The sequence below is a fragment of the Sphingomonas paludis genome (genome assembly GCF_053502515.1).
In genome coordinates this window covers 801,287-814,318 of the sequence record NZ_CP187558.1, presented here as the reverse complement: position 1 = coordinate 814,318, position 13,032 = coordinate 801,287, and the positions used below count along the sequence as shown (strand labels likewise).

At 65.3% G+C, this 13,032-nt stretch carries 14 protein-coding genes; 12 read left to right on the top strand and 2 right to left on the bottom strand.

Annotated elements, in window-relative coordinates:
* Both ACPVPU_RS03835 and ACPVPU_RS03830 read right to left on the bottom strand, forming a co-directional pair.
* On the bottom strand, window positions 1-207 hold the full coding sequence (locus ACPVPU_RS03835; RefSeq protein WP_448659622.1) for a ParD-like family protein: 207 nt from the start codon (window positions 205-207) through the stop codon (window positions 1-3).
* 70 nt (window positions 208-277) lie between these two features.
* The gene (locus ACPVPU_RS03830) at window positions 278-1,072 is read right to left on the bottom strand and encodes a Coq4 family protein (RefSeq protein WP_448659620.1); all 795 of its coding nucleotides are present in this window, start codon (window positions 1,070-1,072) and stop codon (window positions 278-280) included.
* Between the two features lie 171 nt (window positions 1,073-1,243).
* On the opposite strand from ACPVPU_RS03830, the gene ACPVPU_RS03825 reads away from it, so the two are divergent.
* The 12 genes from ACPVPU_RS03825 to ACPVPU_RS03770 all read left to right on the top strand — a co-directional run bounded on the left by ACPVPU_RS03825 (window position 1,244) and on the right by ACPVPU_RS03770 (window position 12,985).
* A complete protein-coding gene (locus tag ACPVPU_RS03825) occupies window positions 1,244-1,501 on the top strand; it encodes a helix-turn-helix transcriptional regulator (protein ID WP_448659618.1) in 258 nt (85 codons plus the stop codon).
* Window positions 1,491-2,162: a hypothetical protein gene (locus ACPVPU_RS03820; RefSeq protein ID WP_448659616.1), complete on the top strand. Its 672-nt coding sequence runs from the start codon at window positions 1,491-1,493 to the stop codon at window positions 2,160-2,162. The genes ACPVPU_RS03825 and ACPVPU_RS03820 overlap by 11 nt, the downstream gene beginning before the upstream one ends.
* Window positions 2,163-2,266: 104 nt before the next feature.
* Window positions 2,267-3,193: a bifunctional riboflavin kinase/FAD synthetase gene (locus ACPVPU_RS03815; RefSeq protein WP_448659615.1), complete on the top strand. Its 927-nt coding sequence runs from the start codon at window positions 2,267-2,269 to the stop codon at window positions 3,191-3,193.
* Between the two features lie 200 nt (window positions 3,194-3,393).
* Window positions 3,394-6,384, top strand: a complete 2,991-nt coding sequence (locus ACPVPU_RS03810) for an isoleucine--tRNA ligase (protein WP_448659614.1) — start codon at window positions 3,394-3,396, stop codon at window positions 6,382-6,384.
* Window positions 6,381-6,914, top strand: a complete 534-nt coding sequence (lspA, locus tag ACPVPU_RS03805) for a signal peptidase II (RefSeq protein WP_448659612.1) — start codon at window positions 6,381-6,383, stop codon at window positions 6,912-6,914. Before ACPVPU_RS03810 ends, lspA begins: the two co-directional genes overlap by 4 nt.
* Window positions 6,907-7,320, top strand: coding sequence for a DUF3035 domain-containing protein (locus tag ACPVPU_RS03800; protein ID WP_448659611.1), 414 nt, complete (start codon window positions 6,907-6,909; stop codon window positions 7,318-7,320). Before lspA ends, ACPVPU_RS03800 begins: the two co-directional genes overlap by 8 nt.
* Window positions 7,321-7,416: 96 nt before the next feature.
* Window positions 7,417-8,802: a S41 family peptidase gene (locus ACPVPU_RS03795; protein WP_448659610.1), complete on the top strand. Its 1,386-nt coding sequence runs from the start codon at window positions 7,417-7,419 to the stop codon at window positions 8,800-8,802.
* An 18-nt stretch (window positions 8,803-8,820) separates the two neighbouring features.
* Window positions 8,821-9,294: a disulfide bond formation protein B gene (locus ACPVPU_RS03790; RefSeq protein ID WP_448659608.1), complete on the top strand. Its 474-nt coding sequence runs from the start codon at window positions 8,821-8,823 to the stop codon at window positions 9,292-9,294.
* On the top strand, window positions 9,291-9,824 hold the full coding sequence (locus ACPVPU_RS03785; RefSeq protein ID WP_448659607.1) for a demethoxyubiquinone hydroxylase family protein: 534 nt from the start codon (window positions 9,291-9,293) through the stop codon (window positions 9,822-9,824). The genes ACPVPU_RS03790 and ACPVPU_RS03785 overlap by 4 nt, the downstream gene beginning before the upstream one ends.
* A 64-nt stretch (window positions 9,825-9,888) precedes the next feature.
* Window positions 9,889-10,287 carry a hypothetical protein gene (locus ACPVPU_RS03780; RefSeq protein ID WP_448659606.1) on the top strand — a complete coding sequence of 133 codons (399 nt, stop codon included), beginning with the start codon at window positions 9,889-9,891 and terminating at the stop codon, window positions 10,285-10,287.
* A gap of 56 nt (window positions 10,288-10,343) precedes the next feature.
* Entirely contained in the window at window positions 10,344-11,591 is a 1,248-nt protein-coding gene (locus ACPVPU_RS03775) for a putative DNA modification/repair radical SAM protein (protein WP_448659605.1), read from the top strand.
* Window positions 11,588-12,985, top strand: coding sequence for a UdgX family uracil-DNA binding protein (locus ACPVPU_RS03770; protein WP_448659604.1), 1,398 nt, complete (start codon window positions 11,588-11,590; stop codon window positions 12,983-12,985). The genes ACPVPU_RS03775 and ACPVPU_RS03770 overlap by 4 nt, the downstream gene beginning before the upstream one ends.
* The last annotated feature ends 47 nt before the right edge of the window (window positions 12,986-13,032 follow it).

Here is a 13,032-nt window from a genome sequence, read left to right as displayed (position 1 = left end):
TCAGGCGACACGGGCCTGATCCGGCTCGATCCGCGCCCGCTGCATCTCCATCTGCACGATCTCTGTAAAGCTCATCGCCGGATTGGCCTCGGCCAGCATCCCGATCTTCATCCAGAATTCGGCCTGCGCGTTGATCGACCGGCACATGACCGCGCTCGCCCGCCGCACCGCTTCGTGCAGCTCGTCCTCGATCTTTACGATGCCCATGCGCCGCCGTCCTCCTTTAATATACGAACCATATACGATCCGTATATTCCAGGGTCAATCGCGCCGGGGTTCAGATGCCCTGAATGCCCTGTTCGCGCAGCCGCGCCTGCGCCACCTTGTACTTCACCGGCTCAGCGATGTTCAGCCGGCGGCGCGCCGCGTCCAGCGGCTCGGCCAGCAGCGCCTCGTAATCCTCGCCGTGCAGCCACTGCGCGCGTTTGCCGTGGCGATACCCCTCGATCACCGCCGCCGCGAACAGCCGCTCGCCGGTCACCTTCAGGCTCTTCAGCGCCGCCGCCGCGCCGATCGCGGCCCAGCCCAGCCCGCCCGTCTGTGCATAGGAAAACGCGACCAGGCACGCCTCGCCCAGATGCTCCTCGGCGGTATAGCCGGTCAGAACGTGCCAGATGTCGTGAATGTCGCGCTCGCGCCGGCCCATCCATGCGACCGGATGCTCGATCGACTGCCAGCCCTCGTTGTCGGCCACCGAAATGTCCGCCAGCCCCTTGGCCGAAAAGCCGGTGCGATCCAGGAACGCGCGGTAATGCGCACCGACCGTCCCTTCGGGCAGCGCATCGAGCCATACCCGGTCGCAGAACCGCTCGGCCAGTTCCGGCCGGCGATAGGCGATCTTGCCGCCCTGAGGATGCGCCAGCATCCGGCGGTAATTGCGCAGCGTCACATCGCCGTTCAGCGCGCGCATGATGCGGAACACCTGTACCGTGTCGTCGCCATTCGCCATCAGCGCGCGGGTCGCCGCCCATGCCGCGCCCCAGTTACGCCGCATCGGCACGCCGGGATTGACCGCAGGCGCCGCCGCCTTCTGCACGGGTTCCGATCGAATCAGTTCAGCCTGGGTCGCCATCGCCACCTTCCCTACTTACACAGTTGTTAATAGTCGGTGTGCACTGCGGAATCAAGAGTGCAGGCCCTGCCGCGCTTTTCATCCGGACCCTGACAAACACTCTTGACACGCCACCCCGGATCATGACAAACACTCTTGTCATATGGACCAGAGTGTTTGTCAGGTGCGGGCGTGAAGAACCGGCTGCGTGTGATGCGGGCCGAAGCCGGGATCAGCCAGGGCGATCTCGCCCGGATGCTCGGCGTGTCGCGCCAGACGATCAACGCGGTCGAAACCGACAGATACGACCCCAGCCTGCCGCTCGCGCTCAGGCTGGCCAGATTGTTCGGCACGGGCGTCGATTCGATCTTCATCGACGATTGGACGCCCCCCGAACCGCTGATGGGCAAAGGAACGGGTGATGACGGGAACGACGATCATGGAAACTGAACGCAAACCGGGTCGGCGGTTGCTGGTCCGCATCATTGGCATGTTCCTGGCGGGGGCCGTGGTCGGCGGGGTGGGCGGATGGCTGGTCGGCCGCTTCATCAAGCGGAGCGGCGTCGACATTGCGGGCGAGTGGCCGTTCATCGACATCCTGACGCTGTTGCTGGCGGCCGTGCTGATCCTGGCCGGGCTGATGACCCTGTTCGCCGCGTCCAGCCCGTCGCGCTATGCCCGGATGATCGACAAATCGATCGAGCCGGGCGACGCACCCGATCCCGAATCGCTGTGGAGCGCGCGCAATCAGGGGGTAGTCGCCGCCCTGGCCGGCATCATGCTGGCGCTGCCCGTCCTGTTCGTGAACCTGGGCGATATCGCCGCGCAGCGCGTGCCCGTCGCCATCGGCGTGCTGGCGGTGCTCGCCTGGCAGACCTGGCTGAACCTGCGCGTCTGGCGCCGCGCGGACGAACTGACCCGCAGCGTGATTGCCCAGACCGGGGCGATCTGTTTCTGGACGATGCAGCTTGGCCTGTTCTGCTGGGCGCTGCTGGCCCGACTGATGCTGGTGCCCGAAGTGTCCAGCTGGACGCTGATGGTGGTGCTGATGTGGGGCTATCTGATCGCGTCCTTCATCGTCAGCTGGCGGCGCGGGCTGGTGCAGGGTTGATCGTTTGAGTTACGGCACCGGCCCGCTCCCCCGCCAAACAAGCGCCCACTACCGCCTCCCGACGGCATTGGCTTTGCCCCGGCCTGCCCCTATAGCGCGCGGCCATGGAGCGGCTTGACGGCGGCTCGGCGCTGCCAGCGGCCTTTCGTCACGGCATCGTCGCGCTTGGTAATTTCGATGGATTTCATGCCGGGCATCAGGCCGTGGCGGATCAGGCGATCCGCTGGGCCCATGCGCTTGGCCGCCCGGCGATCATCGCCACGTTCGACCCGCATCCGGTTCGCTTCTTTCGCCCCGATGCGCCGCCCTTTCGCCTGACGACGCTGGATCAACGGCAACGGCTGTTCGGCCAGGCGGGGGCCGATGCCATGCTGGTCTTTGCCTTCGATGCCGACCTGGCGGGCTTGTCCGCCCGGCAATTCTGCGCCGAACGGCTGGTCGACCGGATCGGCGCGACGGGTGTCGTCACGGGGGCCGATTTCACCTTTGGCCGGGGGCGCGACGGTGATGTCCGCGCGCTGACCGCGCTTGGCCCGGAACTGGGGTTCGACGTCCGCACCGTCGCCCCGGTCAGCGACGGCGAGGTGATTTCGTCCAGCCGCATCCGCGCCGCGCTTCAGGCGGGCAACCCGCGCGAGGCGGCCCGGCTGCTCACCCGCCCCTTCGCGGTCGAGGGGGTGGTGGAACATGGGGCAAAGCTGGGGCGGGAACTCGGCTATCCCACCGCCAATCTGCGCATGGGCCAGTATCTGCGCCCGGCTTACGGCATCTATGCGGTGCGCGGCCATCTGTGCGACGGGCGCGTGCTGGACGGCGCGGCCAATCTGGGCATCCGCCCGACGATCGAGGGGCAGGCGACCGAACTGCTCGAACCCTATTTCTTCGATTTCTCCGGCGACCTTTACGGCCAGCGGATCGAGGTCGAATTCATCGACTTCATTCGGCCCGAGGCGAAGTTCGACAATCTGGAGGCACTGAAGGACCGAATGGCCCGCGATTGCGACGCCGCACGGGTGGCACTCGCTCGCTAACCCCCTGGCAATGTAGGAAATTCGCTGCTTCATTGGTGCAATGACGCCGCGTCACCCCGCCCGGCCCACCGCTGCCAACCGACACAGCCTCCCGCTCAATTCGTCAAAACTGTCAAAACTGGGCCGTCAACCGCCCGGCGCCCGGCGTTGCGCAAACGGTTTGTCACCCCGCCTCCCTCACGCTAATGCGCGCAGTTCCTATGACCGACAGCACTGACAGCAAGCGCGACTACCGCGACACCGTTTTCCTGCCCCAGACCGACTTTCCGATGAAGGCGGGCCTTGCGGCAAAGGAACCGCAGATCCTCGATCGCTGGGCGCGGATCGGGATTTACGACCGGCTTCGCGAACAGCGGCAGGGGCGCGAACGCTTCATCCTGCACGACGGCCCGCCCTATGCGAATGGCGACATTCACATGGGCCATGCGATGAACAAGGTGCTGAAGGACATCATCGTCCGCTCGCAATCCCTGATGGGCAAGGACGCGCCCTATGTTCCCGGCTGGGATTGCCATGGTCTTCCGATCGAATGGAAGATCGAGGAGGCGTATCGCAAGAAGAAGCAGTCGAAGGACGAGGTGCCCTCGTCCGAATTCCGCGCCGAATGCCGCGCCTATGCCCAGCACTGGGTGGGCGTGCAGAGCGCGCAGTTCCAGCGCCTGGGCGTCATGGGCGACTGGACCGACCCCTATCTAACGATGAAGTACGAGGCCGAGGCGACGATCGCGGGCGAACTCCTGAAGTTCGCGGAGTCGGGCCAGCTCTATCGGGGCGCCAAGCCGGTGATGTGGTCGCCGGTCGAAAAGACCGCCCTGGCCGAGGCCGAGGTTGAATATGAGGATGTGACGTCGACCCAGATCGACGTGGCGTTCGAGATTGTCGAGGCGCCCAACGCTCCTGCAATCCAGGCACTACTTGCCAAGTCTCACCTTAAGACGTTCGCCGTGATTTGGACGACCACTCCCTGGACGATCCCGGTCAATCAGGCGCTCGCCTTCGGGTCTGACGTAAACTATGTCCTAATCACCGACTGCGGAACGGTGAATTCATATTTGGTGGCCGAGCCACTCGCCGCCGAGTTCCTGAAGCGCTGTGGTGATCGCAATCCCGGTATCTTCTCGCTCCATGAGAGTGAATGGGAAGTGGTGAAAGGCGCGCAACTCTTCGGAGCCAGCGCCCGCCACCCGATGCATCATCTCGGCGGCTTCTTCGCCAAGCCGCGGCCCTTCCTGCCCGGCGATTTCGTCACCACCGACGCCGGCACCGGCCTGGTCCACATGGCCCCGGATCACGGCGAGGACGACTTCGCCCTGTGCAAGGCGAACGGCATCGAACCCGTCTTCGCGGTGATGGACGATGGCCGCTATCGCGACGACTGGGCGTGGCTCGGCGGTGCGGACGAGCGGCGGCTGAGCGTCATCAACCCAAAATTCAACGCACCCGAAGGCCCGATCTGTTCGGACCTGCGCGAAGCAGGCGCGCTGCTCTCCGCCGCCCCCTTCCAGCACAGCTATCCGCATAGCTGGCGGTCAAAGGCGCGGATCATCTTCCGCTGTACCCCGCAATGGTTCATCCCGATGGATGGGAATGGCAAATCCCAATCCGTTCGGGCTGAGCCTGTCGAAGCCCTGCCTTCTTCTTCCGATGAAGAAAGGACAGCCCTTCGACAAGCTCAGGGCGATCGGGTGGCAGGCCACGCCGCCGACGAACTCCCCGCCTTCGCACAAACCGCAGGCTTCGGGCCGGTGGTGAACCCCGGCAACGCCCCCACCCTGCGGAACCTCGCGCTCGACGCCATCGACCGCACCCGCTTCGTCCCCGAAAAGGGCCGCAACCGCATCCGTTCGATGGTGGAGGGTCGCCCCGACTGGGTGATCAGCCGCCAACGCGCCTGGGGCGTGCCGATCGCGCTCTACGTCAATCGCCAGACCGGCGACTGTCTCCGCGACCCCGCCGTCAACGCCCGCATCCTCGACGCCTTCCGCGCGGGCGGCGCGGACGCTTGGTACACCGCCGATCATCAGGCGCTGCTCGGCCCCGACCACAGCCTCGCAGATTACGAGATTGTCACCGACATCCTTGATGTCTGGTTCGACTCAGGCTCCACCCACAGCTTCGTGGTCGAGGCCCGCTATGGCGAGGGCGCCCGCGCGAACCTCTATCTGGAGGGGTCCGACCAGCATCGCGGCTGGTTCCAGTCGTCGCTGCTGGAGTCATGCGGCACCCGCGGCCGCGCGCCCTATGACGCGGTGCTGACACACGGCTTCGCCCTCGACGGCCAGGGCCGCAAGATGTCCAAGAGCCTGGGCAATGTCGTCGATCCGCTGAAAGTCATCGACGAATCCGGCGCGGACATCCTCCGCCTCTGGGTCGCGCAGACCGATTATTTCGAGGATGTGCGCATCGGCAAGGAAGTGCTGGCCGGCACCGGCGATGCCTATCGCAAGCTCAGGAACACCTTCCGCTATCTCCTCGGCGCGCTGGCGGGCTTCACCGATGCGGAAAAGCTGCCGGTCGAGAAGATGCCGGAGCTGGAGCGCTATATCCTCACCCGCCTCGGCGCACTCGATGTCGAGCTGCGCACAGCGGCCGAAGCGTTCGAGTTCAACCGCTACAGCCGCGCCCTGATCGAATTCGCGCAGGACGACCTGTCGGCCTTCTTCTTCGATATCCGCAAGGACAGCCTCTATTGCGACGCGCCGGACAGCGTGAAGCGCCGCGCCTGCCGCACCGTGATGGACGTGCTGTTCCACGCCCTCGTCCGCTATGCCGCGCCGATCCTGTGCTTCACCGCAGAGGAGGTTTGGCAGGCGCGCTTCCCGTCGGACGATGGCTCGGTCCACTTCCTCGAATGGCCGGAATTGCCCGCGCTGCCGGGTGACGATCCGATGATGACCGAATGGTCGGACATCCGCCGCCAGCGCGAGGCGGTGACCGAGGCGATCGAGCCGCTCCGCCGCGAGAAAGTCATCCGCTCCAGCCTGGAGGCGGAGGTGACGGTGCCGCATCTGCTGCGCCCGGCGGACGAACTGGCCGAAATCTTCATCGTCGCCGCCGTGCATGACGGCGCGGATGAAACCATCGCCGTCGCCCGCACGACGCATCACAAATGCGGGCGCTGCTGGCGGCTGCTGCCCGAGGTTGTCGAGGATGGCGCGTTGTGCGACCGCTGCGCGGAGGTAATCGCATGACCCGCACCCTGTTCGGCATTGGCGGCATCACCGCCCTCATCGTCCTGATCGCGGATCAGGTGATGAAATACATCGTCACCGGCCCGCTCGGCCTGACGCAGGAGGGGCAGGAAATCGCCGTCCTGCCCATCTTCACCCTGCGCTTCGTGATGAACGAGGGCGTGTCAATGGGAATGCTTCAGGCGCAGAACGACCTGATGCGCTGGGGCCTGGTCGTCATGACCGGGGTGATCGCCGCCGGGGTCGCCTGGTGGATGACGCGGGAGACGAACCGGCAGGATCTGTTCGCGCTCGGCCTGGTGCTGGGCGGGGCGATCGGCAACATCATCGATCGCATCCGCTTCGGCTATGTCGTCGATTATGCCGACCTGCATTTCGGCGACTGGTCACCCTTCCTCGTCTTCAACATCGCCGATGCCGCGATCAGCATCGGCGTGCTCATCCTGCTTGCGCGCGCCCTGCTTGTGCGCGACAAGCCCGAACAACCGGGCAGCACCGCTGATTCCGCGACGGAGAATGTCAATGCGTAAGGCCATCCTTGCCGCCGGGCTTGCCGGCATCGTGATCAGCACCGCCGCGTGCGGCGGTCGTGGCGGCCTTGACCGCAACCGACCCGACGAGTTTGCCGTCGCGCGCCAGGCACCGCTGGTCATCCCGCCCGATTATGCGCTGGTTCCGCCCCAGCCCGGTGCCGCCCGGCCCCAGGAAACCGGTCCGCAACAGGACGCGCTGGAGGCGCTGTTCGGCAAGCCTGCACCGCGCAGCGCCACCGAAACCTCGATGCTTCAGGCCGCCGGGGCCGAAACCGCCGATGTCGGCGTCCGCTCTTCGGTCGGCGATCCGCAGACCAATGTGGTGAACAAGGGGACGACGACCCGCGACATCATCGCCGCGCCGCAGGGCGATGGCCAGGTCGCGCGTGTCACCACGCCCTGAACGCGCTTCATCGGGCGTTCATCGCGTCGGGCCTTTGCTAGTCGATCCTCAAGCCGCTAGTCTGGTGTCATGCTCAATCGAAAAGCGATCCGCCCTATGATCCGCCCGCTGCTTCAGGCCACGGCCCTTGTCGGTGCCCTCGCCCTGGTTCCCGTCGCCACCGGCGCCATGGCCCAGGTCGATACCGCCAGCTACCGCGAACTCGACACGTTCATGGACGTCTATACCCGGGTGAAGGCCCAATATGTCGAGGAGGTGGACGACAAGACACTGATGCAGGGCGCGATTCAGGGAATGCTGGCCGCGCTCGATCCGCACAGTTCGTATGTCGATGCACTCGCCTTCGAAAACATGCGCATCGCAACCGAGGGCAATTACGGCGGGCTGGGCCTGTCGGTCACGCTGGAGGACGGCGTGGTCAAGGTGATCGCCCCGACCGAGGATACCCCCGCCTTCCGCGCCGGAATCAAGGCCGGCGACTATATCACCCATATCGATGGCAAGCTGGTGTACGGCGATACGCTGGACGCCGCCGTCACCGCGATGCGCGGTCCGCCGGGCAGCAAGCTGACCATCACCGTCGTCCGCCCCGGCCGCGACAAGCCGATGGACGTCCTGCTGACGCGGGAAACCATCGTGCAGAAAGCGGTGAAGTGGGAGGTGAAGGACGGCATCGGCGTCATCAACATCAACACCTTTTCCGGCACCACCGGTGCGGAAACCCGCGCGGCCATTGCCGCCATCGACAAGACGCTGGGCAAGAAGCCGCTCGGCTATGTCATCGACCTTCGCGACAATGGCGGCGGCCTGCTCAGCCAGGCGGTCGAGGTGTCCGATATCTTCCTGGCGAACGGCGAAATCGTATCGCAGCGGGGCCGGGACAAGGGGGATATCGAACGCTATTTCGCCGACCAGCCCGACCGGTATCAGTCGGGCCGGACGGTGGTGAAGGGTGACCTGACCGGCGGCCTGCCGCTGATCGTGCTGGTCGATGCAGGCACCGCCTCTGCCTCGGAAATCGTGGCGGGCGCGGTTCAGGACCATCATCGCGGCCTGGTGATGGGCGAGACGACCTTCGGCAAGGGATCGGTGCAGACGCTGATCCAGGTCGGACCCGAATCGGCACTCCGCCTGACCACCGCGCGCTATTACACCCCGTCCGGCCGCTCGGTGCAGGAAGGGGGCATCAATCCCGACCTCGTCGTGCCGCAGATCAGCGATGCTGACCGCCGGTCGCGCCGGGTGATCCGCGAGGCCGATCTGCGTCGCCACCTGGTCAACGAAGCCAAGGCGGACGACAAGCTGCTCGAGGACGATGCCAAGGACGATCCCCGCTTCGCCGCCACGCCGGAGGAGCTGAAAAAGCAGGGGATCGAGGATTTCCAGCTGCATTACGCGCTGCAGACGATCGGGCGGCTGGGGCCGAATGTGCGTCAGGCCGCGGTGAAACCGGCGGCAGGCAAACCGGCCGGCGGCCGCTGATTGGCGGCGATCCGGTTGATGCACCGTCCCTTTCGGACCGCTCGGCTGATCGCATTCGTCCTGCCGCTGGCGCTGATCGGCGGGGCACTGGCCTCGCAATATCTGGGCGGCCTGTATCCGTGCGAACTGTGCCATTGGCAGCGCTGGCCGCATTATGCCGCCATCGTGCTGGCCGCACTCGGCTTTGCGGTACCCGGGCGCAGCCAGCGTTCGGCGCTGGTCGGCCTAGCGGCGGTCGCCATCCTGATCAGCGGCCTGATCGGCGCATACCATGCGGGGATCGAATATGGCTGGTGGCCCAATCTGGCACCCTGCGCTTCGACCATGACGGGCACTGGGACGATCGAGGATATCCTGGCCATGCCCGTCATTTCCTGCGATCAGCCGCAATGGACGCTGATCGGCATTTCGCTGGCGGGGTATAATGCCCTGTTGTCGGTTGGCGGCGCGCTCACCATCTTGCTGCTATTGGCCAGAAGGAAGCCGTTATGACGCTTGCAGCTCCCCGTCCCCGACCCGACACCCAGTCCATGATCCGGGTCAACCAGGCCGGCGAATATGGCGCAACTCGCATCTATGCCGGGCAATTGGCGGTGATGGGCGACCGCGGAGAGGCGGCGCGGGCGATTGCCGGCATGGCCCGGCAGGAAGAACGGCACCGTGCCTTTTTCGACCGGATGATGACCGAGCGCCGGGTACGCCCGACGGTGCTTCATCCGCTGTGGGACATGGCGGGGTTCGCGCTTGGTGCTGTGACCGCCGCCATCGGGCCAAAGGCTGCGATGGCGTGCACCGTTGCGGTCGAAACCGAGATCGACCGGCATTACCAGGACCAGCTCGACGAACTAGGCGACAGCGATCCCGAACTGGCCGCTGCCGTCGCCGAGTTCCGGGCGGAGGAACTGGAGCACAAGGATGCGGCGCTGGAAGCGGGTGCTGAACAGGCGGTGGGATATCCGGTGCTGTCGGGCGTGATCCGCATGGGCTGCCGCGCCGCCATCGCGCTTTCCAAACGAGTCTGAGCCGAACGGAAACGGGTGACCTTTCGCCGGGTTATGCGTTATCCTGCTGCAAAGGAGCTGTGCCATGACCCGAACTGCCTTGATTGCCCTGGCAACGTTGATGGCGGCCATCCCCGCCGGCCCGGCCGCTGCACAGTCGGTGAATGGCGGCGTACTCGACATTTTCGGTGACGATGAATGTCCGACCAACAGCAACGGCGAAGAGATTTATGTCTGTCGCCGACTGCCTGAAACCGAACGCTTTCGCATTCCCCGCAATCTGCGTGAGACTGAAATCGCACCCCGCAACGAAAGCTGGGCGGTTCGGCAGGAAGAGGCGCTGCGGGTAGGCGAGTTCGGCACCGGCAGCTGTTCGACGGTCGGCGCAGGCGGCGGCACTGGATGTTTCGTTCGCGCTGCTCGCCAGTCAAAGGCCGAATCGAGGGCCCGGCGTGAGGCAGAGGTCGATCTGCCCCTGGAATAAGGCCGGATGGGGCACCGCCCCTTGCGTCTCGCCTCGGGCGAACATAAAAAGAACGAATGGCGCAACTCGACACTCGACAAAAGCTGGAAATCCTTGCGGATGCAGCGAAATATGATGCCAGCTGCGCATCGTCGGGCACGACGAAACGCAACTCGCGCGACGGCAAGGGATTGGGTTCGACGACCGGTTCCGGCATCTGCCACGCCTATACGCCAGATGGACGGTGCATCAGCCTGCTGAAGGTCCTGTTGACCAACAGCTGTATCTTCGACTGCCATTATTGCATCAACCGCAAGAGCAGCAATGTGCGTCGCGCCCGCTTCACCGCGCGCGAGGTCGTCGATCTGACCCTCAATTTCTATCGCCGCAATTATATCGAGGGGCTGTTTCTTTCCTCCGGCATCATTCATTCGTCCAACTATACCATGGAACAGATGGTCGAGGTCGCGCGGTCGCTGCGCGAGGATCATCAGTTTCGGGGCTATATTCACCTGAAGACCATTCCGGATGCCGATCCCGAACTGATCGAGGCGGCGGGGCGGCATGCGGATCGCATTTCGATCAATGTCGAACTGCCGACCATGGCGGGGTTGCAGCGACTGGCGCCGGAGAAGTCGCAGCCGCAGATCGAGGGGGCAATGGACGGCATGGCCCGATCGATCCTGGATGCACGCGATGCCCGCAAACGATATCGCTCGGCACCGCGTTTTGCTCCTGGCGGCCAATCGACGCAGATGATCGTCGGGGCCGATGCCGCATCCGATCGCGACATCGTTGGCCGTGCCGCCAGTCTGTATGACCGGTTTGCGCTGCGCCGTGTTTATTATTCCGCATTCAGCCCGATCCCGTCCGCCAGCACGGTCCTGCCATTGAAGCGCCCGCCGCTGATGCGCGAGCATCGGCTGTATCAATCCGATTGGTTGATGCGGTTCTATGGTTATGCCCCGACCGAAGTCGCCGATGCCGCCGATCCCGGCACGGGCATGTTGCCGCTGGATATCGACCCAAAGCTCGCCTGGGCGTTGAAACACCGCGACCGGTTTCCGGTCGATGTAAACCGTGCGCCGCGCGAGATGCTGTTGCGGGTACCCGGCTTGGGCGTGAAGGCGGTCGGCGCGATCCTGTCGGCCCGGCGCTATCGCCGCTTGCGGCTGGCGGACATTGCCCGGTTGACCGTTTCGATTGCAAAGCTGCGACCATTCCTGATTGCGGAAGATTGGCGTCCGGTGCTGCTAAGCGACAGCCTGACCGTGGAAGCGCAGCTGAGGCCCAGGGTCGAACAACTGGAATTGTTCGCCGCGTGACGCACCAGGTCACGCTGGCCGAGCCGGACGATTTCGACGGCTGGCGCGACCGGGCGCGAGCGCTGGCCGAGGCCGGGGTGGCGCCCGACGGCGTGGTCTGGCGCGTCGCAGGCGATCCCGGCGACTTGTTCGGAGAGGATCGGCCAATACCCCCGCCCCTTTCCGGTCGGCCGCCGCTGCGCGTGCCCAGGGCATTTGTCGATCTGGCCCGCTCGGTCATCCAGCACAGCGATCCCGAACGGTTCGCACGCGCCTATGCCATGCTCATCCGGCTTCAGCGGCAGCCTCGGCTGATCGACGACCGCGCCGATCCGGCGCTGCGCCAGCTTGAGGACATGGCCAAATCGGTTCGGCGGGACATACACAAGATGCGGGCCTTTGTCCGGTTCCGGACGATGCTGGACGATGACGGCGAACGCTTTGTCGCGTGGTTCGAACCCGAACATCACATCGTTCGCCACAATGCCCGGTTTTTCGTCGATCGGTTCGCATCGATGCGCTGGTCGATCCTGACGCCTGCACTGTCGATCCACTGGGACGGCCATGTGCTGACCGAGGGGCCGGGTGCCGCCCGCAGCGATGCCCCGGACGACGATCCGGTCGAGGCCGTATGGAAAAGCTATTACGGCGCGATCTTCAATCCCGCCCGGGTCAAGATTGGGGCGATGCTAAAGGAAATGCCGCGCAAATATTGGCACAACATGGCCGAAACCGCGTTGATCGGCCAGTTGATTGCCGATGCCCATGGCCGGGAGAGCCGAATGATCGAAACTGCACCGTCCCCGACCGGCGGCAATGCCGATGCAGCATTGGATGCCTTGCGGCAGGAAGCGGCAACGTGCCGCCGCTGTCCGCTGTGGCAACCGGCGACCCAGACCGTGTTCGGCGAGGGGCCGGCAGGTGCCGACATCATGCTGATCGGCGAACAGCCCGGCGATCAGGAGGATGTGGCAGGCCGACCCTTTGTCGGTCCGGCCGGGCAATTGCTGGATCAGGCGCTGGCAGAGGCCGGGCTGGATCGTGCCCGGCTGTACGTCACCAATGCCGTCAAGCATTTCAAGTTCGAACCTCGCGGCAAACGGCGCATCCACCAATCCCCGGTCGCGTCGGAGATCGCGGCGTGCTGTTGGTGGCTGGATCAGGAACGGGCGATCGTCCGGCCCAGTCTGACCATTGCGCTTGGCGCATCGGCGGCGCGGGCGCTGACGGGCCGGGCGGTGACGATCGGGCGCGAGCGCGGCCGGGCGTTCCCACTGGCCGATGGCGGGCATGGCTGGATCACCGTCCATCCCAGCTATCTGCTGCGACTGCCCGATCCCGCCGTCGCGGCAAGCGAACGGGCGCGCTTCGTCGCCGACCTGGTTGCCGCGCGCGATTGGGCCGCCCCGCATTGATTGACGCAGGCCCGCTTTCCGGTCAGACAGTTAGGCCACGGGGGAGC

Coding starts and splice junctions, on each gene's coding strand:
- ACPVPU_RS03835 (WP_448659622.1), bottom strand. CDS start 207: ATGGGCATCGTAAAGATCGAGGACGAGCTGCACGAAGCGGTGCGGCGG.
- ACPVPU_RS03830 (WP_448659620.1), bottom strand. CDS start 1,072: ATGGCGACCCAGGCTGAACTGATTCGATCGGAACCCGTGCAGAAGGCG.
- ACPVPU_RS03820 (WP_448659616.1), top strand. CDS start 1,491: ATGGAAACTGAACGCAAACCGGGTCGGCGGTTGCTGGTCCGCATCATT.
- ACPVPU_RS03815 (WP_448659615.1), top strand. CDS start 2,267: ATGGAGCGGCTTGACGGCGGCTCGGCGCTGCCAGCGGCCTTTCGTCAC.
- ACPVPU_RS03810 (WP_448659614.1), top strand. CDS start 3,394: ATGACCGACAGCACTGACAGCAAGCGCGACTACCGCGACACCGTTTTC.
- lspA (WP_448659612.1), top strand. CDS start 6,381: ATGACCCGCACCCTGTTCGGCATTGGCGGCATCACCGCCCTCATCGTC.
- ACPVPU_RS03800 (WP_448659611.1), top strand. CDS start 6,907: ATGCGTAAGGCCATCCTTGCCGCCGGGCTTGCCGGCATCGTGATCAGC.
- ACPVPU_RS03795 (WP_448659610.1), top strand. CDS start 7,417: ATGATCCGCCCGCTGCTTCAGGCCACGGCCCTTGTCGGTGCCCTCGCC.
- ACPVPU_RS03790 (WP_448659608.1), top strand. CDS start 8,821: ATGCACCGTCCCTTTCGGACCGCTCGGCTGATCGCATTCGTCCTGCCG.
- ACPVPU_RS03785 (WP_448659607.1), top strand. CDS start 9,291: ATGACGCTTGCAGCTCCCCGTCCCCGACCCGACACCCAGTCCATGATC.
- ACPVPU_RS03780 (WP_448659606.1), top strand. CDS start 9,889: ATGACCCGAACTGCCTTGATTGCCCTGGCAACGTTGATGGCGGCCATC.
- ACPVPU_RS03775 (WP_448659605.1), top strand. CDS start 10,344: ATGGCGCAACTCGACACTCGACAAAAGCTGGAAATCCTTGCGGATGCA.